At 67.7% G+C, this 22,453-nt stretch carries 25 protein-coding genes; 8 read left to right on the top strand and 17 right to left on the bottom strand.

Annotated features, from left to right (window positions below; translation table 11 throughout):
* Position 1: 1 nt before the first annotated feature.
* Positions 2 to 223, top strand: a complete 222-nt coding sequence (locus Q0632_RS09565) for a twin transmembrane helix small protein (protein WP_298928020.1) — start codon at positions 2 to 4, stop codon at positions 221 to 223.
* A gap of 64 nt (positions 224 to 287) precedes the next feature.
* Here the strand turns inward: Q0632_RS09565 and Q0632_RS09560 are convergent, their stop codons facing one another.
* From Q0632_RS09560 to Q0632_RS09525, 8 genes are all read right to left on the bottom strand, one after another.
* On the bottom strand, positions 288 to 1,169 hold the full coding sequence (locus Q0632_RS09560) for a cytochrome c oxidase subunit 3 (protein ID WP_298928017.1): 882 nt from the start codon (positions 1,167 to 1,169) through the stop codon (positions 288 to 290).
* A gap of 43 nt (positions 1,170 to 1,212) precedes the next feature.
* The gene (locus tag Q0632_RS09555; RefSeq protein WP_298928014.1) at positions 1,213 to 1,392 is read right to left on the bottom strand and encodes a DUF2970 domain-containing protein; all 180 of its coding nucleotides are present in this window, start codon (positions 1,390 to 1,392) and stop codon (positions 1,213 to 1,215) included.
* Positions 1,389 to 2,003 (bottom strand): cytochrome c oxidase assembly protein, encoded by a 615-nt coding sequence (locus Q0632_RS09550; protein ID WP_298928012.1) that lies wholly within the window; start codon positions 2,001 to 2,003, stop codon positions 1,389 to 1,391. Before Q0632_RS09550 ends, Q0632_RS09555 begins: the two co-directional genes overlap by 4 nt.
* Positions 2,004 to 2,013: 10 nt before the next feature.
* On the bottom strand, positions 2,014 to 2,124 hold the full coding sequence (locus tag Q0632_RS09545) for a cytochrome oxidase small assembly protein (RefSeq protein WP_298928065.1): 111 nt from the start codon (positions 2,122 to 2,124) through the stop codon (positions 2,014 to 2,016).
* An 11-nt stretch (positions 2,125 to 2,135) separates the two neighbouring features.
* Positions 2,136 to 3,848, bottom strand: a complete 1,713-nt coding sequence (gene ctaD / locus Q0632_RS09540; protein WP_298928008.1) for a cytochrome c oxidase subunit I — start codon at positions 3,846 to 3,848, stop codon at positions 2,136 to 2,138.
* A gap of 33 nt (positions 3,849 to 3,881) precedes the next feature.
* A complete protein-coding gene (gene coxB, locus Q0632_RS09535; RefSeq protein WP_298928005.1) occupies positions 3,882 to 5,045 on the bottom strand; it encodes a cytochrome c oxidase subunit II in 1,164 nt (387 codons plus the stop codon).
* A gap of 17 nt (positions 5,046 to 5,062) precedes the next feature.
* On the bottom strand, positions 5,063 to 5,581 hold the full coding sequence (locus tag Q0632_RS09530) for a DUF2244 domain-containing protein (protein WP_298928002.1): 519 nt from the start codon (positions 5,579 to 5,581) through the stop codon (positions 5,063 to 5,065).
* A gap of 71 nt (positions 5,582 to 5,652) precedes the next feature.
* Positions 5,653 to 6,549: a biotin synthase gene (locus Q0632_RS09525; protein WP_298927999.1), complete on the bottom strand. Its 897-nt coding sequence runs from the start codon at positions 6,547 to 6,549 to the stop codon at positions 5,653 to 5,655.
* Between the two features lie 22 nt (positions 6,550 to 6,571).
* Between Q0632_RS09525 and Q0632_RS09520 the strand changes: the two genes are divergently transcribed.
* Entirely contained in the window at positions 6,572 to 7,276 is a 705-nt protein-coding gene (locus Q0632_RS09520) for a ComF family protein (RefSeq protein WP_298927996.1), read from the top strand.
* 11 nt (positions 7,277 to 7,287) lie between these two features.
* Here Q0632_RS09520 and Q0632_RS09515 read toward each other — a convergent pair whose 3' ends face one another.
* Positions 7,288 to 9,039: a tannase/feruloyl esterase family alpha/beta hydrolase gene (locus Q0632_RS09515; RefSeq protein ID WP_298927993.1), complete on the bottom strand. Its 1,752-nt coding sequence runs from the start codon at positions 9,037 to 9,039 to the stop codon at positions 7,288 to 7,290.
* 215 nt (positions 9,040 to 9,254) lie between these two features.
* On the opposite strand from Q0632_RS09515, the gene Q0632_RS09510 reads away from it, so the two are divergent.
* The 3 genes from Q0632_RS09510 to Q0632_RS09500 all read left to right on the top strand — a co-directional run bounded on the left by Q0632_RS09510 (position 9,255) and on the right by Q0632_RS09500 (position 10,671).
* Positions 9,255 to 9,737 carry a MarR family transcriptional regulator gene (locus tag Q0632_RS09510; RefSeq protein WP_298927991.1) on the top strand — a complete coding sequence of 161 codons (483 nt, stop codon included), beginning with the start codon at positions 9,255 to 9,257 and terminating at the stop codon, positions 9,735 to 9,737.
* Positions 9,738 to 9,739: 2 nt separating this feature from the next.
* Positions 9,740 to 10,228 (top strand): tRNA (uridine(34)/cytosine(34)/5-carboxymethylaminomethyluridine(34)-2'-O)-methyltransferase TrmL, encoded by a 489-nt coding sequence (gene trmL, locus Q0632_RS09505; RefSeq protein ID WP_298927989.1) that lies wholly within the window; start codon positions 9,740 to 9,742, stop codon positions 10,226 to 10,228.
* Between the two features lie 143 nt (positions 10,229 to 10,371).
* Positions 10,372 to 10,671, top strand: a complete 300-nt coding sequence (locus Q0632_RS09500) for a DUF4148 domain-containing protein (protein WP_298927987.1) — start codon at positions 10,372 to 10,374, stop codon at positions 10,669 to 10,671.
* Between the two features lie 69 nt (positions 10,672 to 10,740).
* Here the strand turns inward: Q0632_RS09500 and Q0632_RS09495 are convergent, their stop codons facing one another.
* Together Q0632_RS09495 and Q0632_RS09490 are read right to left on the bottom strand one after the other, a co-directional pair.
* Positions 10,741 to 11,199 carry a MaoC family dehydratase gene (locus tag Q0632_RS09495; protein ID WP_298927985.1) on the bottom strand — a complete coding sequence of 153 codons (459 nt, stop codon included), beginning with the start codon at positions 11,197 to 11,199 and terminating at the stop codon, positions 10,741 to 10,743.
* A gap of 28 nt (positions 11,200 to 11,227) precedes the next feature.
* Positions 11,228 to 11,845 carry a ParA family protein gene (locus Q0632_RS09490; RefSeq protein ID WP_298927983.1) on the bottom strand — a complete coding sequence of 206 codons (618 nt, stop codon included), beginning with the start codon at positions 11,843 to 11,845 and terminating at the stop codon, positions 11,228 to 11,230.
* A gap of 63 nt (positions 11,846 to 11,908) precedes the next feature.
* On the opposite strand from Q0632_RS09490, the gene Q0632_RS09485 reads away from it, so the two are divergent.
* From Q0632_RS09485 to Q0632_RS09475, 3 genes are all read left to right on the top strand, one after another.
* A complete protein-coding gene (locus tag Q0632_RS09485) occupies positions 11,909 to 12,547 on the top strand; it encodes an NAD(P)H-dependent oxidoreductase (RefSeq protein ID WP_298927980.1) in 639 nt (212 codons plus the stop codon).
* A gap of 2 nt (positions 12,548 to 12,549) precedes the next feature.
* Positions 12,550 to 14,412, top strand: a complete 1,863-nt coding sequence (gene kefC, locus Q0632_RS09480; RefSeq protein ID WP_298927977.1) for a glutathione-regulated potassium-efflux system protein KefC — start codon at positions 12,550 to 12,552, stop codon at positions 14,410 to 14,412.
* Positions 14,413 to 14,496: 84 nt separating this feature from the next.
* A complete protein-coding gene (locus tag Q0632_RS09475) occupies positions 14,497 to 17,376 on the top strand; it encodes a response regulator (RefSeq protein WP_298927974.1) in 2,880 nt (959 codons plus the stop codon).
* 13 nt (positions 17,377 to 17,389) lie between these two features.
* On the opposite strand, the gene Q0632_RS09470 is transcribed toward Q0632_RS09475, so the two are convergent.
* From Q0632_RS09470 to Q0632_RS09445, 6 genes are all read right to left on the bottom strand, one after another.
* Entirely contained in the window at positions 17,390 to 18,148 is a 759-nt protein-coding gene (locus Q0632_RS09470; protein ID WP_298927969.1) for a sulfite exporter TauE/SafE family protein, read from the bottom strand.
* Positions 18,149 to 18,175: 27 nt separating this feature from the next.
* Entirely contained in the window at positions 18,176 to 18,718 is a 543-nt protein-coding gene (locus tag Q0632_RS09465; protein ID WP_298927966.1) for an NADPH-dependent FMN reductase, read from the bottom strand.
* A 92-nt stretch (positions 18,719 to 18,810) separates the two neighbouring features.
* The gene (locus tag Q0632_RS09460; RefSeq protein ID WP_298927963.1) at positions 18,811 to 19,428 is read right to left on the bottom strand and encodes a nuclear transport factor 2 family protein; all 618 of its coding nucleotides are present in this window, start codon (positions 19,426 to 19,428) and stop codon (positions 18,811 to 18,813) included.
* Between the two features lie 83 nt (positions 19,429 to 19,511).
* Complete coding sequence (gene pcaF, locus Q0632_RS09455) at positions 19,512 to 20,714, bottom strand: 3-oxoadipyl-CoA thiolase (RefSeq protein ID WP_298927960.1); 1,203 nt, start codon at positions 20,712 to 20,714, stop codon at positions 19,512 to 19,514.
* A 23-nt stretch (positions 20,715 to 20,737) separates the two neighbouring features.
* Positions 20,738 to 21,805 carry a maleylacetate reductase gene (locus Q0632_RS09450; RefSeq protein WP_298927957.1) on the bottom strand — a complete coding sequence of 356 codons (1,068 nt, stop codon included), beginning with the start codon at positions 21,803 to 21,805 and terminating at the stop codon, positions 20,738 to 20,740.
* Between the two features lie 4 nt (positions 21,806 to 21,809).
* Positions 21,810 to 22,451: a 3-oxoacid CoA-transferase subunit B gene (locus Q0632_RS09445; RefSeq protein WP_298928062.1), complete on the bottom strand. Its 642-nt coding sequence runs from the start codon at positions 22,449 to 22,451 to the stop codon at positions 21,810 to 21,812.
* Positions 22,452 to 22,453 lie beyond the last annotated feature (2 nt).

Genomic DNA, 22,453 nt, shown 5'->3' with positions numbered 1-22,453 from the left:
CATGAAGTACCTGGTCATTCTCGCCTTCCTGGCCATCCTGGGCAGCCTGGGCTCGGCCCTGTACTTCATGATGCAGGACGGCCGCGACGGCAAGCCCAAGACCAGCAACATGGCGCGCGCGCTGGCGTTTCGGGTCGGCTTTTCCATCGTGCTGTTCCTGTGCGTGCTGCTGGCCTGGAAACTGGGCTACATCCAGCCCACAGGCATCCGCGCCGGCCAGTAGGCCCCACGGCCGCCGGCAAACAAAAAAGCGCCTTGCGGCGCTTTTTTCGTGGCGTGCACCAGGTTCACAGCCAGTAGACCAGGATGTACAGGCCCAGCCAGACCACGTCCACAAAGTGCCAGTACCAGGCGGCGCCCTCGAAGCCGAAATGCCTGTCGGCCGTGAAGTGGCCCTTCATCAGGCGCAGCGTGATGAACAGCAGCATCAGCATGCCGACGAACACGTGGAAGCCGTGGAAGCCGGTGAGCATGAAGAAGGTCGAACCGTAGGCGCCCGAGGTGAGCTTGAGGTTCATGCCGGTGTAGGCGTGGTAGTACTCGTAACCCTGCACGAACAGGAAGACCACGCCCAGCAGCACGGTGAGCCACATGAAGGCGATGGTGCGGCCGCGGTGGTTCTCGCGCAGCGCGTGGTGGGCGATGGTCAGCGTCACGCCCGAGGACAGCAGCAGCGCGGTGTTGATGGTGGGCAGCCAGAACGGCGTCATGGCCTCGAAGGGCTCGATGATGCCGCCGGGCGAGGCCGTCGCCCCGGCCACGACGCTGGGCCAGACAGCCTTGAAGTCGGGCCACAGCAGGGCGTTGTCCAGGCTGCCCAGGGCCGGCACCGAGTGCGAGCGCATCCACCACAGGGCGGTGAAGAAGGCGCCGAAGAACATCACCTCCGAGAAGATGAACCAGCTCATGGACCAGCGGTAGGACAGGTCGATCTTGTGGCCGTACTGGCCCGACTCGCTCTCGCCGATGGCGTCGCGGAACCACTGGTACAGCACGCCGAACAGCCACAGCAGGCCGAACGTCAGCGCGTACTTGCCCCAGTCGTGGCCATTGATCCACTGGCCGCCGCCCAGGATGACCCAGAACAGGCCGAAGGCCGCGAACGCCGGATGGCGCGACGGCCCGGGGACGAAGTAGTAAGGCGTGGTGCCGTGTGCGCTAGAACTCATCTCAACTCCTGATTCGCTAAATCTTTGTCTTGTCTCGAAAATTTCACTTCGCCACCCAGTTGACCAGGGCGATCAGTCCAGCCACGAAGACCGCGACGCCCACCAGGGCGACGGCAATGACGTGGAAGGGGCTGACCTTGCCCAGGTCCTGCTGGTAGTCGCTGTTCTTGCGGATGCCCAGGAAAGCCCAGGCCACCGTCTTGATGCTGCGCGCCACACTCATGAGCGCTGCTCCGGCGCGGCATGGACCGCGGCGTCGGCCGTAGGTGCCGGCGGGGTCTTTCCACCAACTTCGAAGAAGGTGTAGGACAGGGTGATGGTGGTCACGTCCTTGGACAGGCGCGGGTCGATGACAAAGGCCACCGGCCACTGCTTCTTCTCGCCGGGCTCCAGCGTGTACTGCTGGAAGCAGAAGCACTCAAGCTTGTTGAAATGCGCCGCCGCCTGGTTGGGCGCATAGCTGGGAATGGCCTGCGCCGCCATCCGGCGGTTCTGCACATTCTGGAACTCGTACATCACGGTCATCAGCTCGCCCGGATGGACCTGCAGCGAGCTCTGGGCCGGCTTGAACTGCCAGGGGCCGCGCACGTTGGCGTCGAATTCCACCGTGATGGTGCGGCTGCGGTCGACCTGCGAATTGGCCGGCAGCCTGACGTCCTTGCCGGCGGTGCCGCCACCGGGCACCTGGCGCTCGGACAGCGACAGGATGTTGATGCCGGTCATCTCGCAGATGTGCTTGTAGATCGGCACCAGCGCATAACCGAAGGCGAACATGCCGCAGGCCACGATGGCGAGCTTGCCCACCATCTTGGCGTTGGCTTGGCGCAGGTTCATGCGGAACGCCTTATTGGGCCAGCAGGACCATCTTGAGCATGAAGCCCAGGAAGAACGCCGCCGCGATAGAGGCCAGCACCAGCCCCATGCGGCGGTTGCTCTTCTTCTGCTCGGGCGTCATGGCCATGGTTTTCAGGCCAGGCTGCCGTCAGGCTGCTGCTGGGCCGGCGGCATGTGCACGGCGGGCGTGTGGGCCACGGGCGCGACGCGGCCGTCCAGCACCTTGGTTGCGGTGGCGTCCAGGCGCGGCGGGGTTTCAAAGGTGTGGAAGGGCGCCGGCGACGGCACTTCCCATTCCAGGCCCTCGGCGCCCTTGCCGTCCGGGTCGTTCCAGGGGCGCTGCGGGGCCTTTTCGCCCTTGCCGCGCATGCAGGGGATGACGATGAAGATGAAGAAGTAGACCTGTGCCAGGCCGAAGGCGAAGGCGCCCACCGTGGCCAGTGCGTTGAAGTCGGCGAACTGCATCGCGTAATCGGCATAGCGGCGCGGCATGCCGGCCAGGCCCAGGAAGTGCATCGGGAAGAAGGTCACGTTGAAGGCGATCAGCGACCACCAGAAGTGGATCTTGCCGCGCGACTCGTTGTACATCACGCCGGTCCACTTGGGCACCCAGTAGTAGAAGCCCGAGAACATGGCGTACAGCGAGCCGGCCACCAGCACGTAGTGGAAGTGGGCCACCACGTAATAGGTGTCCTGCAGCAGCAGGTCGACCGGGGCCATTGCCAGGATCAGGCCGGTGAAGCCGCCCATGGTGAACACGAAGATGAAGCCGACGGCGAACAGCATCGGCGTCTCGAAGGTCATCGAGCCCTGCCACATGGTGGCGATCCAGTTGAAGATCTTCACGGCCGTGGGCACGGCGATCAGCATCGTGGCGTACATGAAGAACAGCTGGCCCGTCACCGGCATGCCGGTGGTGAACATGTGGTGGGCCCAGACGATGAACGACAGGATGGCGATCGAGCTGGTGGCGTACACCATGGAGGCGTAGCCGAACAGGCGCTTGCGGGCGAAGGCCGGCACCACCTGGCTGACGATGCCGAAGGCCGGCAAGATCATGATGTAGACCTCGGGGTGGCCGAAGAACCAGAAGATGTGCTGGTACATCACCGGGTCGCCGCCGCCGGCGGGGTTGAAGAACGTTGTGCCGAAGTGGCGGTCGGTCAGCGTCATGGTGATCGCGCCGGCCAGCACGGGCATCACGGCGATCAGCAGGTAGGCGGTGATCAGCCAGGTCCAGGCGAACATCGGCATCTTCATCAGCGTCATGCCGGGGGCGCGCATGTTCAGGATGGTGACGATGATGTTGATCGAGCCCATGATGGACGAAGCGCCCAGGATGTGCATCGCGAAGATGCCGGCGTCCATCGACGGACCCATCTGCAGCGTCAGCGGCGCGTACAGCGTCCAGCCGGCCGCGGGGGCGCCGCCGGGCATGAAGAACGAGCCCACCAGCATCAGCGCGGCCGGGATCATCAGCCAGAAGCTGAAGTTGTTCATGCGGGCGAAGGCCATGTCGGCGCAGCCGATCTGCAGCGGGATCATCCAGTTGGCGAAGCCCACGAAGGCCGGCATGATGGCGCCGAACACCATGATCAGGCCGTGCATGGTGGTCAACTGGTTGAACAGCTCGGGGTTGACCAGCTGCAGGCCGGGCTGGAACAGCTCGGCGCGGATCAGCAGGGCCAGCACGCCGCCCACCATCAGCATGGTGAAGGCGAACAGCAGGTACAGCGTGCCGATGTCCTTGTGGTTGGTCGCGTAGACCCAGCGACGCCAGCCGTGCGGATGCGCATGGTGCTCGTCGTGGGAATGGTCGTCGTGGTGGTCGAGAACGGCGCTCATCTTGTGTCCTTAGGCGGATTCTTTACTGCTTGATCACTTGCCGCGCTGGGCCAGCACTTCGGCCGGCTGCACCAGCTGGCCGGTCTTGTTGGACCATGCGTTCTTGGTGTAGCTGATGACGGCAGCCAGGTCGGTGTCGCTCAACTGCTTCCAGGCGGGCATCGCGCCCTTGCCATTGAGCACCAGGTGGACCTGCTTGGCCTTGTCGGCGTCCAGCACGATGGGCGATGCGTCCAGCGCCTTGATCGGGCCGGCGCCCTTGCCGTTGGCCTGGTGGCAGGCCGCGCAGTTGGCCGCATAGACCTTCTCGCCGCGCTTGGCCAGGTCATCGAGCACCCAGACCTTGTTCGAGTCGTCCTGCTTGGCGGCCATCTTCTTCATCTCGGTGCCAACCCAGGCCGTGTACTCCTCGGGCGTGACCACCTTGACGTGGATGGGCATGTAGGCGTGTTCCTTGCCGCACAGCTCGTAGCAGTTGCCGTAGAAGTCGCCGGTCTTTTCGCTGCGGAACCAGGTGTCGCGCACGAAGCCGGGGATGGCATCTTGCTTGACGCCGAAGGCCGGCACGCCCCAGGCGTGGATCACGTCGTTGGCCGTGGTGATGATGCGGATCTTCTTGTTGACCGGCACCACCAGCGGGTTGTCGACCTTGAACAGGTAGTCGTCGGGCACCTGACCCTTGGCGCCGTCGTTGGAGATCTCACGGTGGCTGCTGTCCAGCGTGGACATGAAGCTCACGCCCGAGCCTTCGCCGTTGAGGTAGTCGTAGCCCCATTTCCACTGGTAGCCGGTGGCCTTGATGGTCAGCTCGGCGTTGCTGGTGTCCTTGGATGCCACCAGCACCTTGGTGGCCGGCAGGGCCATCAGGATCACGATGACGAAGGGGACGATGGTCCAGATGATTTCCACCGTGACCGACTCATGGAAGTTGGCCGGCTTGTGGCCCACCGACTTGCGGTGCTTCCAGATCGAATAGAACATCACGCTGAAAACCGCGATGAAGATCACCACGCAGGTGATGAGCATGAACCAGTGCAGCCAGGACTGCTCGGCGGCGATGCGGGTCACGGCCGGATGCAGGTTGAGCTGGTTGACGGCGGGACCGCCGGGCAGGTCGCCCACAGCATGGGCCGAACCGGCGAGAGTGCCAAGGGCCAGCAACGGCAGCGAGGCCAGCTTGTTGGAAATGCTCTTCATCGTTTTCAATCCGTTATCTACCTCAATGACACAATCGCGCCGCCCTCGCGGGCCGGCCCTGCCGCCTCGCGCAGGGCCTTCCTGATCTCCTGCGCCAATGCCGGCCGCAGCTCCGGACGCACATAGCGCCCCACATTGACCGACCTGCCGCGCCCGGACACCTCGATCAGCGACCTGTCGTCGCTGCGCGGCTCCACGCGCACCCAGTCGCGATCGAACTCCGCCCGCTCCAGGCGCCCGGCATTCTCCAGCTCCACCACCAGCCGGCCGCCCTGCAGCGAGATCTTCTCGCCGTCGGCGGCATGCCTGGCATAGACCAGGAAGGCCGCCCCCACCGCCGCCAGCTCAAGCCAGGCGAAAGGCAGGACCAGGGTGGCCCCCTGAAACCAGAAAAACGTTCCAATTCCCAGCGACACGACGCACAGCGAGGCATACAGCCAGCCCAGCTGGACCGGCGTGACCGAGCAGTTGCGCTTCAAAAACCAGTGGATGTTCTGGCCCTGGACAGTGGCGAAACGAAATACCGGGTTCGACACAGGTGACGCTCACAAAACAACCGGGGATTGTAGCGCGGCTGATCCTGGCTCCCGGCCCACGGGGCCCCGTGTCAGGCGCGCGGCGGCCTGTCGGCCTGCAGCAGGGCCCGCATGTCGCGCAGGGAGACCGCGCTTTGCGCAGCCATTTTCACCCGTGGCGCGGGCTTGAGCGCATGGCCGTAAATGACCTCGAAAGTCAGGGTCAGGCGACCGTCGGGTCCGCGCAACGCCTGGGCCAGCTGGGCCTCCAGGCGCGCGTGCCAGTCGCGGCCGCGCAGCGCCGCAAAGCGCGCCGGGTGCAGATTGGCGCCCAGTTCGCGCAGTTCGGCCAGCAGCCGCTGCGGCGTCTCCCAACTCAGGGTGATGCGCTCCATGTCCATCACCGGCTCGGCAAACCCGGCATGGACAAGCATGTCGCCCCAGTCGTGCATGTCGGTGAATTCATGGGCCGGCGGCGGCCAGCCCAGCGACCGGTACAGGGCGCGCAGCTCGCGCAAGGTGTCGGGTCCCAGGCAGGAAAACATCAGGAAGCCGTCGGTGGCCAGCGCCTCGTGCCATTGGGCGATCAGCGCCTGCGGGTCGGCCGCCATGTGCAGCGCCATATTGGCCCAGAGCATCTGCACGGCGCCCTGCGGCACCGCCTGGACCGGCTTGGCGGCCGGCCCCTGCCAGCGCCGCCACCAGGGTTTTGCTATCGATTTGAGAGCATTCTGCGCCCGTGCAATGGGAGTTTCGACCAGAAAACACTCTGAATCCGGGTAGCGCCGGGCGAGCAGGCCCTGGGCTTGCAGGCCGCCGCGCACCGGCTCCCAATGGGCCCAGGCGCTGGGCGCCAGCCGGATCCACTGCAGCCGGTCCTCCATGCGCCGGGCCACCTCCTCGTGCAGCCAGGGCGACTGCACAGGCGCCACGCGCCGCCAGCGGGCAGCGGCGGCCGGGTCGATGGTGGGAGGCAGTTCGTGGTCCATGGCGCGCCGAGTATATTGAGACATGCTGCGGCGCCTGCTTGCCCGGACCCTGGCGGGCACGCCCGCCCAGTGCGAAATCTGCCGCGCCTGGCCGGCCCAGCCCCTGTGCGAGGCCTGCGTCGCGCGCTTTGCCCAGCCCCAGCCACGCTGCCGGCGCTGCGCCCTGCCGGTGCCCGCTGGCACCCAGGAATGCGGCCAATGCCTGCGCGCCCCGCCACCGCTGGACGCCTGCCATGCCGCTGTGTCCTACGCCTATCCCTGGTCCGCCCTGATCGGCCGCTACAAGTTCCATGGCCAGCCCGGCTGGGCCGACAGCTTCGCCACCCTGCTGCGCAGCACGCCCTGGGTCGAGCCGGCACTGGAGCGCGCCGCCCTGGTGCTGCCCATGCCGCTGTCGCAGCAGCGGCTGGCGCAGCGCGGCTTCAACCAGGCACTGGAACTGGCGCGGCGGCTGGCGCCGGGCCGCACCGATGCCGGCCTGCTACTGCGGGTGCGCGACACGCCGCCGCAGGTGGCGCTGGACCGCAAGGCCCGGCTGGCCAATATGCGCGGCGCCTTTGCGCTGGAACCCCTGCGGGCCGCTCAAGTGCGCGGCCAGGCCGTGGCGCTGGTCGACGACGTCATGACCAGCGGCGCCTCCCTGTTCGCGGCCGCCGCCGTGCTGCAGGCCGCGGGCGCCGCCAGCGTGACGGCGCTGGTGGTCGCGCGCACCGACGCCCCAGGCTGAGGCGCTGGCTGCTACTGGCAGCTGAAGCTGGCAGCGCTCTCGATATCACCCGTGCCGCGGTACTTCGCCACCTTGGGATAGGGGCACAGCGGACGGGTCCGGCCGGCCGACCAGCCGGCCGGCAGTTCTGCGTTGACCACATTGCTGCCTGCGCCGCGCGCCTTGGCCTGCACGCTGTCAGGGGCCGTGCCACCCTCGACCCAGGACACCAGGGCGCTGACCATGTTGAACTGGTCGGCCGCCGGGCCGCCGGAGCAGTGGTTCATGCCCGGCACCAGGAACAGGCGGGCGAAGTTGCCGGCGTCGCCGCCGTTGGCCGCGGCCAGGCTGTCGTACCAGGCGGCGGTATCGGCCGGCGAGAACACGCCGTCGGCCACGCCATGGAAGACCATCAACTTCGCGCCGCGTTTTTTCAGGGTCGACAGGTTGGCAGGATTGGGCGGCGCCATGAAATCCATCGCCGACACCGTGTAGCTGCCGGTCGTGGCGAAGATCTTCGGCGCGTCGGTGTCCATGCTGAAGTTCAGGCCGTATTGCAGGCCGGTGGTCGCGAGGAAGGACGCCATGCTCGAAGGCGGCGTGGTGAAGATGAACGCCGCCGCGCCCGGGTCCAGTGCGGTCGACGCCGTGTACTCCCAGAACGCGTAGTTGCTGCCGGCCAGACCGGGGTCGAACCAGAACTTCGAATAGAGGGCCTGGCCGGCCGTGTTGCGGGCGCCCTCGAAGATGTTGGCCAGCACGGTCTTTTGCCCCGCCGTCAGGCAGCTGCCTGTGCGACCGCCGGTACAGACCGGCACGTCGGCCGCCACGCTGAAGCCGGACTGACAGGCCTTGGTGTCACCCACCATGCCGTCGGTCGCGCCGTCCAGCGCATCGCACTTGCCCAGGATGCGCTCGCCGATGAACTTGAACTCCGCCGGGGTGAAGGCGCTGCTGATGTCCGGCAGGCCGGTGGTACCCAGGGTGGAGATGCTGGCGTACTGCTGCACGCCCCACAGCTGGGACACAGCGGCCTTGGGCAGGTTGAAGCCGGGGTTGCCGGCCAGGATGCCGTCGTACTGGTCGGCATAGCGGGCCGCCGCCACCATGGCGTGGCGCCCGCCGTTGGAGCAGCCGGCGAAGTAGGAGCGGTCCGGGCCCTTGCCGTAAGCCAGCCGGATCAGTTCCTTGGCCGTGGGTGTGAGCGAGCCGACGGCCTGGTAGCCGTAGTCCAGCCTGGCCTGCGGGTCCAGGCCGAAGAACGGGCCATAGGACGCGGCATGGCCGGCATCGGAGCTCATGGTGGCAAAGCCCATGCTCAGGCCGTTGGTGGTGGGCGCGCCACCGCCGACCTCACCGGTGGCGGTCACCACAGAGCCGTCGATGCCGCCGTTGGCCTGGTAGAAGAAGCGACCGTTCCATTGGGTGGGCAGGCGCATCTCGAAGCCGATGGCATAGGCCCTGCCGTCCACTGCGCTGGTGCGCTGGTTCATCTGGCCACGCAGCAGGCAGTGCTCGGGGATGGGCGTGGTGATGCCGGTGGCGGTCAGGCCGCCGGTCGCCACCAGGCTGACCGATGTGAGCGTGGTGTTCGGAATGGAAACCTTGGCGGCCAGGTCGGCGCAGGTGGCCAGGGTGGCGCCGACGGCCGGCGCGAGTTGCGGCAAGGCAGGCTCAGCGCTGCTGCCGCCACCGCCGCCGCACGCCACGAGGGCGACCAGAGGAAGGGTGGCCAGCAGCAGGCGCAGGCGCCGCGAAGGCCGCTGAAGCGGGGGATGGTTCATGGTGTCTCCTGTCATTGGTCTTGGTGCCTGTGCGACCGCTTTTGCTTATCAAACAAAAGCAGTTTGTCCGCCGCACCAGCTCATCCACAAGGATGTATCCAGTCCGGCGGCGTCTGATTATTGTTATGAACAGTAAACAAAACAACGCCGCCCGGGATGTCGCAGCTCGGGGCTTTCCCTAGGGCAGCTCGCGGCCCGCACTACACTGCCGGGCCATGAGCTCCTCCCATTCCCGCCCTGCCGAGGCTGCACTGCCGGGCGGGCTTGACCACAGCAGGATGACCAGGCTGCTGGGCTACAACCTGGCCCAGGCCAGCGTCCCCAGCAACAAGGTCTTCGACAAGCACATCGCCAAGGTCTATGCGCTCAAGCAGGTGGAGTTCACCATCTTGCAATTGGCCTCGTCCAACCGCGACCTGAGCTCCAAGCAGTTGGCGCTGGCGCTGAACATCCCGGCGCCCAACCTCAGCGTGATCCTGGACCGCCTGCAGGCGCGCGAGCTGCTCAAGCGCACGCGCAGCGAGGCCGACCGCCGGGTGCAGTTCATCCGCCTGACGGCCAAGGGCACGAGCCTGGCCAACAAGGCCGACGCGACCGCCAGCCAGATGGAGCAGGAACTGCTGCGCCATCTGAGCGACGCCGAACAGGCCATGCTGTTCGAACTGCTGCGCAAGGTCGCCGTTCACCGCAAGGTCTGAGCATGTTCCATATCGTCCTGGTCGAGCCGGAGATCCCTCCCAACACCGGCAACGTGATCCGGCTGTCGGCCAACACCGGTTGCACCCTGCACCTGATCGAGCCGCTGGGCTTTTCCATGGACGACAAGCACATGCGGCGCGCCGGCCTGGACTACCACGAGTACGCGCAGCTGCGGCGCCATGCCGGCTGGCAGGCCTTCCTGGACGCCGAGCAACCCGACGCGCAACGCCTCTTCGCGCTGACCACCAAGGGCACGCGGACCGTGCACGACGCGGCCTTCAGGCCGGGCGACTGGCTGGTCTTCGGCTCCGAGACCCGTGGCCTGGCGCCGCAGCTGCGCGAGAGCTTCCCGCCGCAGCAGCGCCTGAAACTGCCCATGCTGGCCGGCCAGCGCAGCCTGAACCTGTCCAACGCGGTGGCCGTGACGGTGTTCGAGGCCTGGCGCCAGAACGGCTTCGGGATCATTGCGAAATCAGCAACAGACAATTGAGGAGCCAGGGCTTTCTGGATGGGCCGGGGCGCAATACAGTTCATCCATCGACGCAAACAACCCATAAGGCAAGCGTCGAAGCCGGGCAGACGGGAACCACCGCCGCGACCGGAACCGCCAAAAGCATCCAAAGGAAACTGACTATGAACACCGCAAAATTCTTCACCGTTGCCGCTCTCGCCACCCTGGCTGCCGTCGCCTCCATGGGCGCCCAGGCCGATGAAGCCGATGGCTCGCAATTCGCCGTCAAGTTCGAAGGCAACCGCACCCGCGCCGAAGTCAACGCCGAAGCCGCGACCGTCGCCAAGAACCGCAGCACGGAGCCCGCCGGCTCGCGCGTGATCGCCGTGCAGTCGCGCGCCGACCGCGCTGTCGTCCGCGCCGAAGCAGCCGAAGCCGTCCGCCTGGGCCACATCTCCTCGGGTGAAGTCGGTTACCTGTAAGACCCCTGCCCCCAAGGGCACAAAAAAACCCGCCGACACCCGGCGGGTTTTTTTTCGCCTGGGTTGCGCCTAGGGGTAACGGCGCGCCAGCGACTCGGCCACGCAGGCCGGCTTGTCGGCGCCCTCGCGCTCCACCGTCACCTGCCAGGCCATCTGCATGCCGCCGTTGTCGATGGGGTCGCAGGCCAGCAGCTTCATGTGGGCCCGCAGCCGGCTGCCCACCGGCACCGGCGAGGTGAAGCGCACCTTGTTCAGGCCGTAGTTCACGCCCATGCGCGTGCCCCGGATCTCCATCGCGCTGTCAAAAAAGCGCGGGATCATGGACAGGGTGAGAAAGCCGTGGGCGATGGGCCCGCCAAACGGCCCGGCCTTGGCCTTCTCGACATCGACGTGGATCCACTGGTGGTCACCCGTCGCCTGCGCGAACTGGTTGACCTGCTCCTGCGTGACCGTGACCCAGTCGCTGGTGGCCAGGTCCTGGCCGACCAGGGGTGGCAGCTCGGCGAGGGAAGCGAAAATCTTTTTCATCGCCCCAATGTAGCGGGCGCGCGCTCTCTCAGTTGTCCAGCCAGCGACAGATGCCTTCCCATTGCTCCAGGTCGCGCTCGACCCGGCCGGGGGCGACGTCGAACAGGGTCAGGCCGCGCGCCGCCAGCTGGATGTAGTTGGTGGTCTGGCGCAGGTAGCCCAGCACCGGCAGGCCCAGGCTGTCGACGAACTCGTGCAGCTTGTCGGCGGCAATGGTGCGGTTGTCGACCCGCATGCCGACGATGCCCACCTGCATCTTCGAGGCCTTGCGGTGCTCGGCCAGTTCGTCCAGGAAGCTGCGGGTGGCGAAGATATCGAACACGCTGGGCTGCAGCGGCACCACCACCTTGTCGGCCAGCTTGAGAATGTCCTGGAACTGCTTGCCGTGCATGCCCGCGGGCGTGTCCAGCACCACATGGCTCGTGCCCTTGGGGGGCCGCACGATGTTCTGGGGGGTGAGCTCCCAGGTGGCGATGGGCCGGGCGGCGGCTGGGCGCAGCCCCAGCCACAGCCGCGAGGATTGCTGGCGGTCGGCGTCGCCCAGCATCACCGCATGGCCCTGGCCCGCGAAATACCCGGCGATGTTTGTCGCTATGGTGGACTTTCCGACACCGCCTTTGGGATTGGCAACGACCACAACGGGCATGGGGAGCTCCTCTGGGTTGACGGCTTGTCCCTGATGGGCGCCGCTTTGCGCTATGTTAGCGGCATGGATGACCTGGACCAAACACCGCGCGCACCGGGGAAGCAGGGTATCTACCTGCTCGCGGCCCACCCCGACTGGCGCGAATCGCGGGTCACCCGTCGCCTGCTGGACGCCGCCCGCGAGGTGCCAGGCGTGCAGGTGCAGGACCTGTACGCCAGCTACCCCGACTACGACATCGACGTGGCGGCCGAACAGGCCCGCGTGGCCGCCGCCCGCCTGGTGGTGCTGCTGCACCCCATCCAGTGGTATTCCATGCCCGCCCTGCAAAAGCTCTGGCTGGATGAGGTCCTGGCCTATGGCTGGGCCTATGGCCCCGGCGGCACGGCCTTGCAGGGCCGCGACCTGTGGCTGGTGGCCAGCACCGGCGGGCCCGAGGCCTCCTACCACCCACAGGGCTACAACCGCTATTTCTTCGACGCCTTCCTGCCGCCCTATGAGCAGACGGCGGCGTTGTGCGGCATGCGCTTCCTGCCGCCCCTGCTGTTGCATGGGGCCCACAGTGTGGGTGAGCAGGCCGTGGCCGACCACGCCCGGGTGCTCGGTGAGCGCCTGGCCAGCCATCCGCAATGGCCGGAAATCGACGACCTGGATGCATGCCCGGCCTGCGAGGTGCCGCAAACCGACCGGCCGGTGGTGCTCTAGCCATGGAACACGCACCCGCCTGGCTGACCAACAGCCTGATCTACCTGAGCGCCGCGGTGCTGGTCGTGCCGCTGTCCAAGTACCTGGGCCTGGGCTCCATCATCGGTTACCTGGCCGCCGGCATCGCCATCGGGCCCTGGGGACTGGGCCTGGTGACCAAGGTGGAAGACATCCTGCATTTCGCCGAGTTCGGCGTGGTGTTGATGCTGTTCCTGGTCGGCCTGGAGCTGGAGCCGCGTCGCCTGTGGAAGCTGCGCGGCCCGATCTTCGGCTGGGGCGCGGCCCAGGTGCTGGGCTGCACCGCCCTGCTGTTCGGTGCCGGCCTGGCCCTGGGCGTGGACTGGAAGGTCAGCCTGGTGGCGGCCCTGGGCCTGGCCCTGTCGTCCACGGCGATCGCCTTGCAGGTGATGGGCGAGCGCAACCAGTTGGGCACCACCAGCGGCCAGTCCAGCTTTTCCATCCTGCTGTTCCAGGACGTGGCCGCCATCCCTATCCTGGCCCTGATCCCGCTGCTGGGTGGATTTTCAGAGGCAAATCAGGCCCTGGCCCCCGTCAACCGGGCCCTGGAGGCTATCAAAATCGTAGCAGTCATCGCCGCCATCGTGCTCGGTGGCCGGCTGGCCCTGCGGCCGCTGCTGCGCTGGATCGCCAAGAGCAGGACGCCCGAGATCTTCACCGCTGCCTCGCTGCTGCTGGTGGTGGCCATCGCCGCCCTGATGCAGGCCGTCGGCCTGTCGATGGCGCTGGGCGCCTTCCTGGCCGGCGTGCTGCTGGCCGAGAGCGAGTACCGGCGCGAGCTGGAAACCGACATCGAGCCATTCAAGGGCCTGCTGCTGGGCCTGTTCTTCATCGCCGTGGGCATGAGCGTGGACTTCGGCGTGCTGCTGGCCTCGCCGCTGCAGATGGCCCTGGTCGTCGTGGTTTTCCTGGCGCTCAAGGCCGCTGTCATCTGGTTTCTGGCGGTGCGCATCGGCCTGCCGCTGCAGGAGCGCCCGGTCTTCACCCTGCTGCTGGCCCAGGGCGGCGAGTTCGCCTTCGTGGTCTTCCAGGCGGCCGCCGGCGCCCATGTGTTCCCGCGCGAGACGGCCTCGCTGCTGATCGGCGCCGTGGCCATCTCCATGCTGCTGGCCCCACTGCTGCTGGTGGCAATCGACCGCCTGCTGCTGCCGCGCTGGGCCAACTGCAACCTGCCGCAGCTGGCGGAGATCAGCGAGCCGCAGACCGCGCCGGTCATCATCGCGGGCTTCGGCCGCTACGGCCAGATCATCAGCCGCATGCTGTCGGCCCAGGGCCTGACGGCCACGGTGCTGGACCACGATGCCGACATGATCGAGGCGGCGCGCTCCTTCGGCTTCAAGGTGTTCTATGGCGACGCGACCCGGCTGGACCTGCTGCGCACCGCCGGCGCCGCCACCGCCCGCGTGCTGGTCGTGGCGGTGGACGACCAGGCGCAGTCGCTGGCCATCGTCGAACTGGCGAACGCGCACTTCCCCCACCTGGAACTGGTGGCGCGGGCACGCGACGTGACCCACTGGAACGAACTGCGCGACCGCGGGGTGCAGCGGGTCGAGCGCGAGGTCTTCGAGTCCAGCCTGCGCAGCGCCCGCACGGTGCTGGAGGTGCTGGGCTACCCGGCCCACGAGGCGCGCGGCCAGGCGATGCGGTTCCGGCGCCACAACATCGCGCTGTTCGAGCAGATGTACCCCCACCACCGCGACCAGGCCAAGGTCATTGCCGTCATCAAGCAGGGCCGCGCCCAGCTGGAGGAACAGATGGCCAGTGAACGGGCCCAGGTGCGCGAGCGCCGCGAACGCGACCAGCGCGACGAACACCGGCCGCCCGGCTGGGACCCCGAGGCGCGCTAACGGGTTTTCCTGATCCGCTTAAGGCATTTCCCTAAGCCTGGGCCTGGGCGCGGTGGTCTCATTGATGCCACCGTTGTAAAACCCATGGACCGTGCGCCCACCGATCTGACTGCCGCCCTGGCCGAGGCCGAGGCTGGCGCGCGGCTGGCCCGGACCCAGGCGCTGCTGGCGCGCAGCGAGGCCGAACTGGCCAGCTTGCGCAGCTCGCACGCGCTGCTGGTGTCCACCCTGGACGCCGCCAGTGACGGCATCCTGACCCTGCAGTACTCCGACAACTCGCTCTACTACAACATCCGTTTCGTCGAGATGTGGGGCGTTCCCGAGGACGCACTGGGCACCCTGAACATCGCCTCCATGGCGGCCTTCCAGGCGGCCCGCGTGAAGGACCCCAGCGCGCTGCTGGCCGGCGTGGAGCAGCGCCGCTGCAATCCGGATGCCGAGGACTTCAGCGTCATCGAGCTGCTCGACGGCCGGGTGCTGCAGCGCCGGGTGATCCCGCAGCGCATCCACGGCAAGTGCGTGGGCAGCGTGATCGCCTTCCGCGACGTCACGGCGCAGCACCGGGCCGAGCAGGACACCCGGCGCCAGCAGGCCATGCTCTGCTCGCTGATCCAGTCCATCCCCGACGCCATCTGCTACCGCGGCCTGGACGGCAGCTTCCTGGGCTGCAACGACGCCTTCCTGGCGCAGGCCGGCCGGCCGGCGCACGAGATCATCGGACAGCGCGCCCACGACTTCATGTCGCAGCCCAACGCCGACAAGATGGTCGAGCGCGATGCGGCCTTGCTGGCGACGCTGCAGCCCTCGTCCCACGAGACTGCCGTCACCCTGCCGGGCGACCGCCAGGTGCTGCTGGAGATCCAGCGCAACCCGCTGCGCGACCACGACGGGCAGGTGATCGGCGTCGTCACCGTCACGCGCGACATCACAGAACGCAAGAAGAACGAGCAGGCGATCCACCGCGCCAGGGAGCTGGCCGAGGAAACGACCCGCATGAAGTCGAACTTCCTGGCCAACATGAGCCACGAGATCCGCACGCCCATGAACGCCATCCTGGGCCTGTCGCACCTGGTGCTCAAGACCGAGCTGAGCGCCCGCCAGCGCGACTACCTGAGCAAGGTGCAGTCCTCGGGCCAGCACCTGCTGGGCGTGATCAACGACATCCTGGATTTTTCCAAGGTGGAAGCCGGCAAGCTCGACCTGGAAAACAACGAATTCGAGCTGGCCCAGCTGCTCGAGAGCACCTCCAGCCTGGTCAGCGAAAAAAGCCATGCCAAGGGCCTGGAGCTGGTGTTCGAGGTGGCGCCGGACGTGCCCACCCACCTGGTGGGCGACTCGCTGCGCCTGAACCAGATCCTGCTCAACTACGCCAACAACGCGGTGAAGTTCACCGACAGCGGCGAGATCGTGATCTCCGTGCGCGCCAGCGAGCGCAGCGCCAATGATGTGCTGCTGCACTTCCGGGTGCGCGACAGCGGCATCGGCCTGTCGTCCGAGCAGATGGGCCGGCTGTTCGAAAGCTTCTCGCAGGCCGACACCTCGACCACCCGCCGCTTCGGCGGCACCGGCCTGGGCCTGGCCATCTCCAAGAGCCTGGCGCAGCTGATGGGCGGCGAGGTCGGTGTGGACAGCGAGCTGGGCAAGGGCAGCAGCTTCTGGTTCAGCGCGCGCCTGCGCCTGGGCCGGGGCCAGCAGCGCGAGCTGCTGCCGCGGCCCGACCTGCGCGGCCGCCGCGCCCTGGTGGTGGACGACAACGAGCACGCCCGCACGGTGATCGCCGCCATGCTCGAGGGCATGACCTTCCGCGCCGACCAGGCCGCCACCGGTGCCCTGGCCATCGAAGCCGTGCGCAAGGCGGCTGCCTCCGGTCAGCCCTACGACATCGTCTACCTGGACTGGCGCATGCCGGCCATGGACGGCCTGGAAACGGCGCGCCGCATCCGGGCCCTGGGCCTGGCGTCGCCGCCGCTGTTCCTGCTGGTCACGGCCTACGGCCACGACGAAGTGCAGGGCGAGGCCGAGGCCGCCGGCATCGACAACGTGCTGGTCAAGCCGGTCAACGCCTCGATGCTTTTCGACACCACGATGGACGTGCTGGGGGCGCGGCGCGAGCAGGCCGCCGGCTCGCGGGTGGCCGCTGCCATGGACAACCGGCTGGCGGCGATCCGCGGCGCGCGCATCCTGCTGGTGGAAGACAACGACGTCAACCAGATGGTGGCGCGCGAACTGCTCGAAGATGCCGGCCTGGTGGTCGAGACCGCCGACAACGGCCGGGTGGCCATGGTGATGGCGCAACGCACCGCTTACGACCTGGTCTTCATGGACATGCAGATGCCGGTGATGGACGGCCTGGCCGCCACCCGCGCCCTGCGCCAGCTGGCGCCGCTGGCCGGCCTGCCCATCGTCGCCATGACGGCCAATGCCATGGAGCAGGACAGGCGCAAGTGCCTGGACGCCGGCATGAACGACTTCCTGGTCAAGCCCATCGACCCCGATGCGCTGTGGGCCATCCTGCTGCGCTGGATTCCGCCCGTGACCCCGGCCCCCGCCAAGGCCCCGGCGCGGCTGGCGGCCCTTGCCGCCAGCGGGCTGGACCAGCTGCAGGACATCGAAGGCCTGGACACCGGTGTGGGCCTGTCGCGCGTGCTGGGCAAGCAACCGCTGTACCTGCAGCTGCTGCAGCGCTATGCCAGCAGCCACAAGGGCGTGGGCGCGCAGATCCGCCAGGCCCTGGTCGACGGCGACCTGGTCACGGCCCAGCGCCTGGTCCACACGCTGCGCGGCGTCTCGGCCAATGTCGGCGCCCTCATCGTCCAGGGCCATGCCCAGCTGCTGGAACAGGCTCTGCATGAGGGCCGGTCGATGGACGTCGTGCGGCCACTGCTGGTCGAACTGGAGATTCCGCTGGGCGGCCTGGTCGCGGCGCTGGAGCAGCGCCTGAGCGCTCAGCTCCTGCCGGCTTGAACGCCGCCGCCGCTCAGGCGAGGAAGCCGTCCCACACCAGCTTGCAGCCGGTGAGGAACATGCCCCAATAGATGAAGCGGTAGAACAGCACCGGGTTGATGCGGTGGGCGATGCGCACGCCGATGAACACACCCACCGGTGCCAGCGGCAGCAGGGCGATCGAGGTCGCCATGTTGCGCAGGTCCAGCAGACCCAGCCAGCCGTAGGGAATCCACTTGGCCAGGTTCACCACGAAGAAGAACACCGCCATGCTGGCGGTGAACACCAGGGGCGGCAGCCGCATCGGGATGACGTAGGCATTGATGGGCGGGCCGCCGGCGTGCGAGACAAAGCTGGTGAAGCCCGAGGTCACCGTCAGCAGCGCGCCCAGCCACTTGGGCGGGTGCGGGCTGTCCGGCCGCGGCGGGAACAGCAGGCGCTGGGCCAGGAAGACCAGAGTGAAGATGCCCACGATGCCGGCCACCAGATGCGAGTCCAATAGCTTGAACAGCAGCGCCCCCACCACCACGCCCAGCAGGCCAAACGGCAGCAGGAAGCGCACCAGCTTCCAGTCGAAGTGCTTGCGGAAGGCGTGCAGGCCCAGCAGGTCCATCACCAGCAGCACCGGCATCAGGATGGCGGCGGCCTGCGGCACGCTCACCGCCAGCGCCATCATGGGCACGGCCAGTGAGCCGAAGCCGGCGCCAAAGCCACTCTTGCTGATGCCCAGCAAGAGCACGGCCGGAACGGCGACCAGATAAAACAGCGGATCGGTGATGAGCGGGAAGTCCAAGCCCGCCATTGTCGCCGCAGCCGGCGCCTATTTCAGCCGCGTCGTCAGTTGCTGCAACGAGACCAGCAGATCGCCGATGAACTTGCGCGAGGCCTCGTCCGTCAATTCCCCCTGCGCGTCGAACTTGCCGGCGCAATGGCTGATGAAGACCTCGGGCTTGTTGACCGTGAAGGTGTTCATGAACACCAGAACCTGGCGCAGGTGGTACTGCACGCGGGCCGTGCCCACCGGGCCTGGGCTCGCGCCCATGATGGCCACGGGCTTGCCGTCGAAGGGCGGCGCCGGCGGGCGCGACATCCAGTCCAGGGTGTTCTTCAAGACGCCGGGGATGGAGAAGTTGTACTCCGGCGTGACCAGCAGCAGGGCGTCGGCGTGGCGCACCTGCTCCTTGAGCGCCACCACGGCCGCGGGCTCGCCGGCGGCGCGCACGTCGTCGTTGTACATGGGGATGGCGGAGATGTCCGCGATCTCTATCGTCACCCCTGCAGGCGCGAGCTTTTGCGCGGCGCGCAGCGCCATGGTGTTGTAGGAGGCCGCACGCAGGCTGCCAGAAATGCCCAGTACCTTCATCTCATTTACTCCGGTTTGATATCCAGTTCACGCACCAGTTTGCCCCAGCGCTCGATGTCGCCCCGCACCAGGATGCGGGTCTCAGTCAGGCGTCAACGCTCCAGCGTGCCGCCGGCCAGCCAGCGCGCGCCGCGCTTGTACAGATCCTGGACCACCGGGCCTTTGAGCATGGGCATGTCCAGTTTGACCGTGTAGCCGATGCGCGTCTGGATGTAGGCCAGGTGGCGATAGCCCTCGGGGAAGGTCGCCAGCGCCGCCGCGTCAAGCCGCAGCTGGGCCGAGGGGTCGACCGGGTCGATGCGGTCCTTCTCGTAGATCGGCTGGCGGTGCAGCAGCTTCCACTGGCCCTCATGGCGCTGCACGAAGTCGTAAAAGCGCCCGGTGCAGACCACGTCGCACAGCACCGGGCCGTCCTCGCCCTCGACCGAGCCGCGCTGCGAGATCGTCATCTTGGTCTGGGCGATGGCGCGGTCGCCCGCCACCTCGATGGCCGAGCCGCCCAGGAAGTGCAGGATGCTCACGCCCTTGGCCCAGCCCTCCTGGGTGACGCGAATGAAGTCGGCAAACGGGCCCTGGAACCAGGTGGCCATCATCACGCCCTCGGGATGCCAGACCGTGGCAAAGCGCTCCCAGTCGCCGGCGTCGCGCCAGACGGCCCAGCGCTCCACCAGCTGGCGCACCAGCAACTGGTCCTGCATGTCATTGCTCATGGGTTTTTCCGGTTCATGGTCAGCACAAAACAAGCACCCAGCCCCCGTGAAATGGCCCCGAGTTGCTATCAAATTAGGAACCATCAGACGCGCTCGAGGACCAGGGCGATGCCCTGGCCGACGCCGATGCACATGGTGCACAGCGCATAGCGGCCGCCGCCCTGGTGCAGCTGGTTGACCGCCGTGGTCACCAGCCGCGCGCCCGATGCGCCCAGCGGATGACCCAGGGCGATGGCGCCGCCCCAGCGGTTCACCCGCTCATCGTCGTCGCGCAGACCCAATGCGCGCAACACGGCCAGGCCTTGCGCGGCAAAAGCCTCGTTCAACTCGATCACGTCCATCTGCTCGAGCTTCAAGCCTGTCAAGGCCAGCACTTTTTGCGTGGCCGGCGCCGGACCGATGCCCATGACGCGCGGCGCCACGCCAGCCGTGGCCATGCCGACGATGCGAGCGCGCGGGGTCAGGCCGTTCTTCACTGCGCTGGCTTCGTCGGCCAGCAGCAGGGCACAGGCGCCGTCGTTGACGCCGCTGGCATTGCCGGCCGTCACCGTGCCGTCGGGCCGGACGATGGGTTTGAGCTTGGCCAGGACCTCGATCGAGGTTTCGCGCGGATGCTCGTCCTTGCTCACCACGATGGCGTCGCCCTTCTTTTGGGCAATGCTCACCGGCACGATCTCGGCGTCGAAGTGGCCGGCCTTTTGCGCGGCGACCGCCTTGAGTTGGCTGGCCAGGGCCATGCGGTCCTGGGCCTCGCGCTCGATCTTGTGGTCTGTGGCCACGTTCTCCGCCGTCTCGGGCATGGAGTCGACGCCGTAGCGCTCCTTCATCAGCTTGTTGATGAAGCGCCAGCCGATGGTGGTGTCGTAGACCGCGTTGGCGCGGCTGAAAGCGCTGTCGGCCTTGGGCATGACAAAGGGCGCGCGGCTCATGCTCTCGACGCCGCCGGCGATCAGCAGGCCGGCTTCGCCGGCGCGGATGGCGCGCGCCGCCGTGCCCACCGCATCCAGGCCGGAGCCGCACAGGCGGTTGAGGGTGGCGCCAGGCACGTCCACCGGCAGGCCCGCCAGCAGGCCTGCCATGCGGGCGACGTTGCGGTTGTCCTCGCCGGCCTGGTTGGCGCAGCCATAGAGCACGTCGCTCACGGCGGCCCAGTCGACCTTGGCGTTGCGCTCCATCAGGGCGCGGATGGGGATGGCGCCCAAGTCGTCGGTGCGCACGCTGGACAGGGCGCCGCCGTAGCGGCCGAAGGGCGTGCGGATGGCATCGCAGATGAAGGCTTGGCTCATGGTGTCTCTCTCAGGCAAAAAAATCAGTCAGGGCGCACGCCATCGTAGGCGCGCTGCAGCAGCTCGCGGACGGCGCCGCGCTCGGCGGCCGTGATGGGCCGCGGGTTCCAGTAGGGGTTGGCCACGGCAATGTCGGCGGCGCGGTCCAGGTCTTCACTGCGCATGCCGATGTCCTTGAGCGCCACCGGCGCGCCGTTGTCACGCGCCAGGTCGAACAGGCCGGCGGCGGCCGAGGGCGCGCCCAAGGCCAGGGCAATGCGCGCCATGGCTTCGGGGGCGGCAGCGGCGTTGAAGGCCGTGGCCTGCGGCAACACCACGGTGTGAACCTCGGCGTGCGGCAGGTTGAAGCTGCCGCCCAGGGTGTGGCACAGCTTGTGGTGCAAGGCCATGCCGACGTTGCCCAGCACCGTGCCGCACAGCCAGGCGCCGTAGAGCGCGTCGCTGCGGGCGGCCACATCCCGCGGCGTGGCGCGGATGGCGGGCAGTGCCCGCGCGAAAGCGGCGATGCCCTCGAGTGCCATCAGGTCCATGACGGGATTGCCGTCCTGCGCGTAGAGCCCCTCGACCGCATGGGCGATGGCGTTCATGCCGCTGGCCACGCTCATGGCCACAGGCAGGCCCAGCGTCAACTCCGGGTCGTAGATGACGGTGCGCGGCATGACCCGGGCGTCCTTGCCGGTCTTCTTCAGTCCGCCCTCGGTGATGCCGTAGATGGGCGTCATCTCGCTGCCAGCGTAGGTGGTGGGAATGGCCAGGATGGGCAGGCCCGAGTCCAGGGCGATGGCCTTGCCCAGGCCGGTGGTCGAACCGCCGCCGATGGCGATGGCGCAGTCGGCACCCAGTTGCGCCGCCACCTCCCGCGCCTCGCGCGCTGCCTCGATGGGCACATGCATCACGGCCCGCGCAAAGATGCCCGCGGCGCGCGCGCCCAGGCGGTCGGCGATGGCCTGCGCCTGCTGCGCCTGCTCCGGCGTGGACAGTACCAGCGCCCGCTTAGCGCCCAGCAGGTCGATCTCGCGCTCCAGGTGGGCGATGGACCCGGCGCCGAAGACCACTCGCGAGGGCTGGCCGTTGTAGCTGAAGTTGCGCATGGTGTCAGGCGGCGATGGGCAGGCCAACCATCTGCTCCAGTTGTGCGTGCGACAGGCCATCGACGCGGTCCACGCAGCGCAGACCAGTGGGCGTCACTTCCAGCGTGGCAACGTCGGTGTAGATTCGCTTGACACAGGCCAGAGCCGTCAGCGGGTAACTGCATTCGCGCACCAGCTTGCTCTCGCCCTGCTTGGTCAGCAGGTCCATCATCACCCAGGTCTGGCGCGCGCCGCTGGCCAGGTCCATGGCGCCGCCGACGGCGGGGATGGCACCGGGCTCGCCCGTGTGCCAGTTGGCCAGGTCGCCCTTGGCGCTGACCTGGAAGGCGCCCAGCACGCAGATGTCCAGATGGCCGCCGCGCATCATGGCGAAGCTGTCGGCATGGTGGAAGAAGGCGGCGCCGGCCAGCAGGGTGACGGGCTGCTTGCCGGCGTTGATCAGGTCGTAGTCCTCTTCGCCCGCGGCCGGCGCCGGGCCCATGCCCAGGATGCCGTTTTCGCTTTGCAGGATGATCTCGCGCCCCGCCGGGATGTGGTTGGCCACCAGGGTGGGCATGCCGATGCCCAGATTGACGTAGGCGCCATCGGGCATGTCCTGGGCCACGCGGGCGGCCAGTTGGTCTTTTGTGCGGTGCTGGCAAGACATCG

Origin of the sequence: uncultured Ramlibacter sp., from assembly GCF_936925435.1 — a bacterium.
Taxonomy (GTDB): domain Bacteria; phylum Pseudomonadota; class Gammaproteobacteria; order Burkholderiales; family Burkholderiaceae_C; genus Ramlibacter.
Note: the sequence above shows the minus strand (reverse complement) of the source record. Positions and strands in the feature narration are given on the sequence as shown.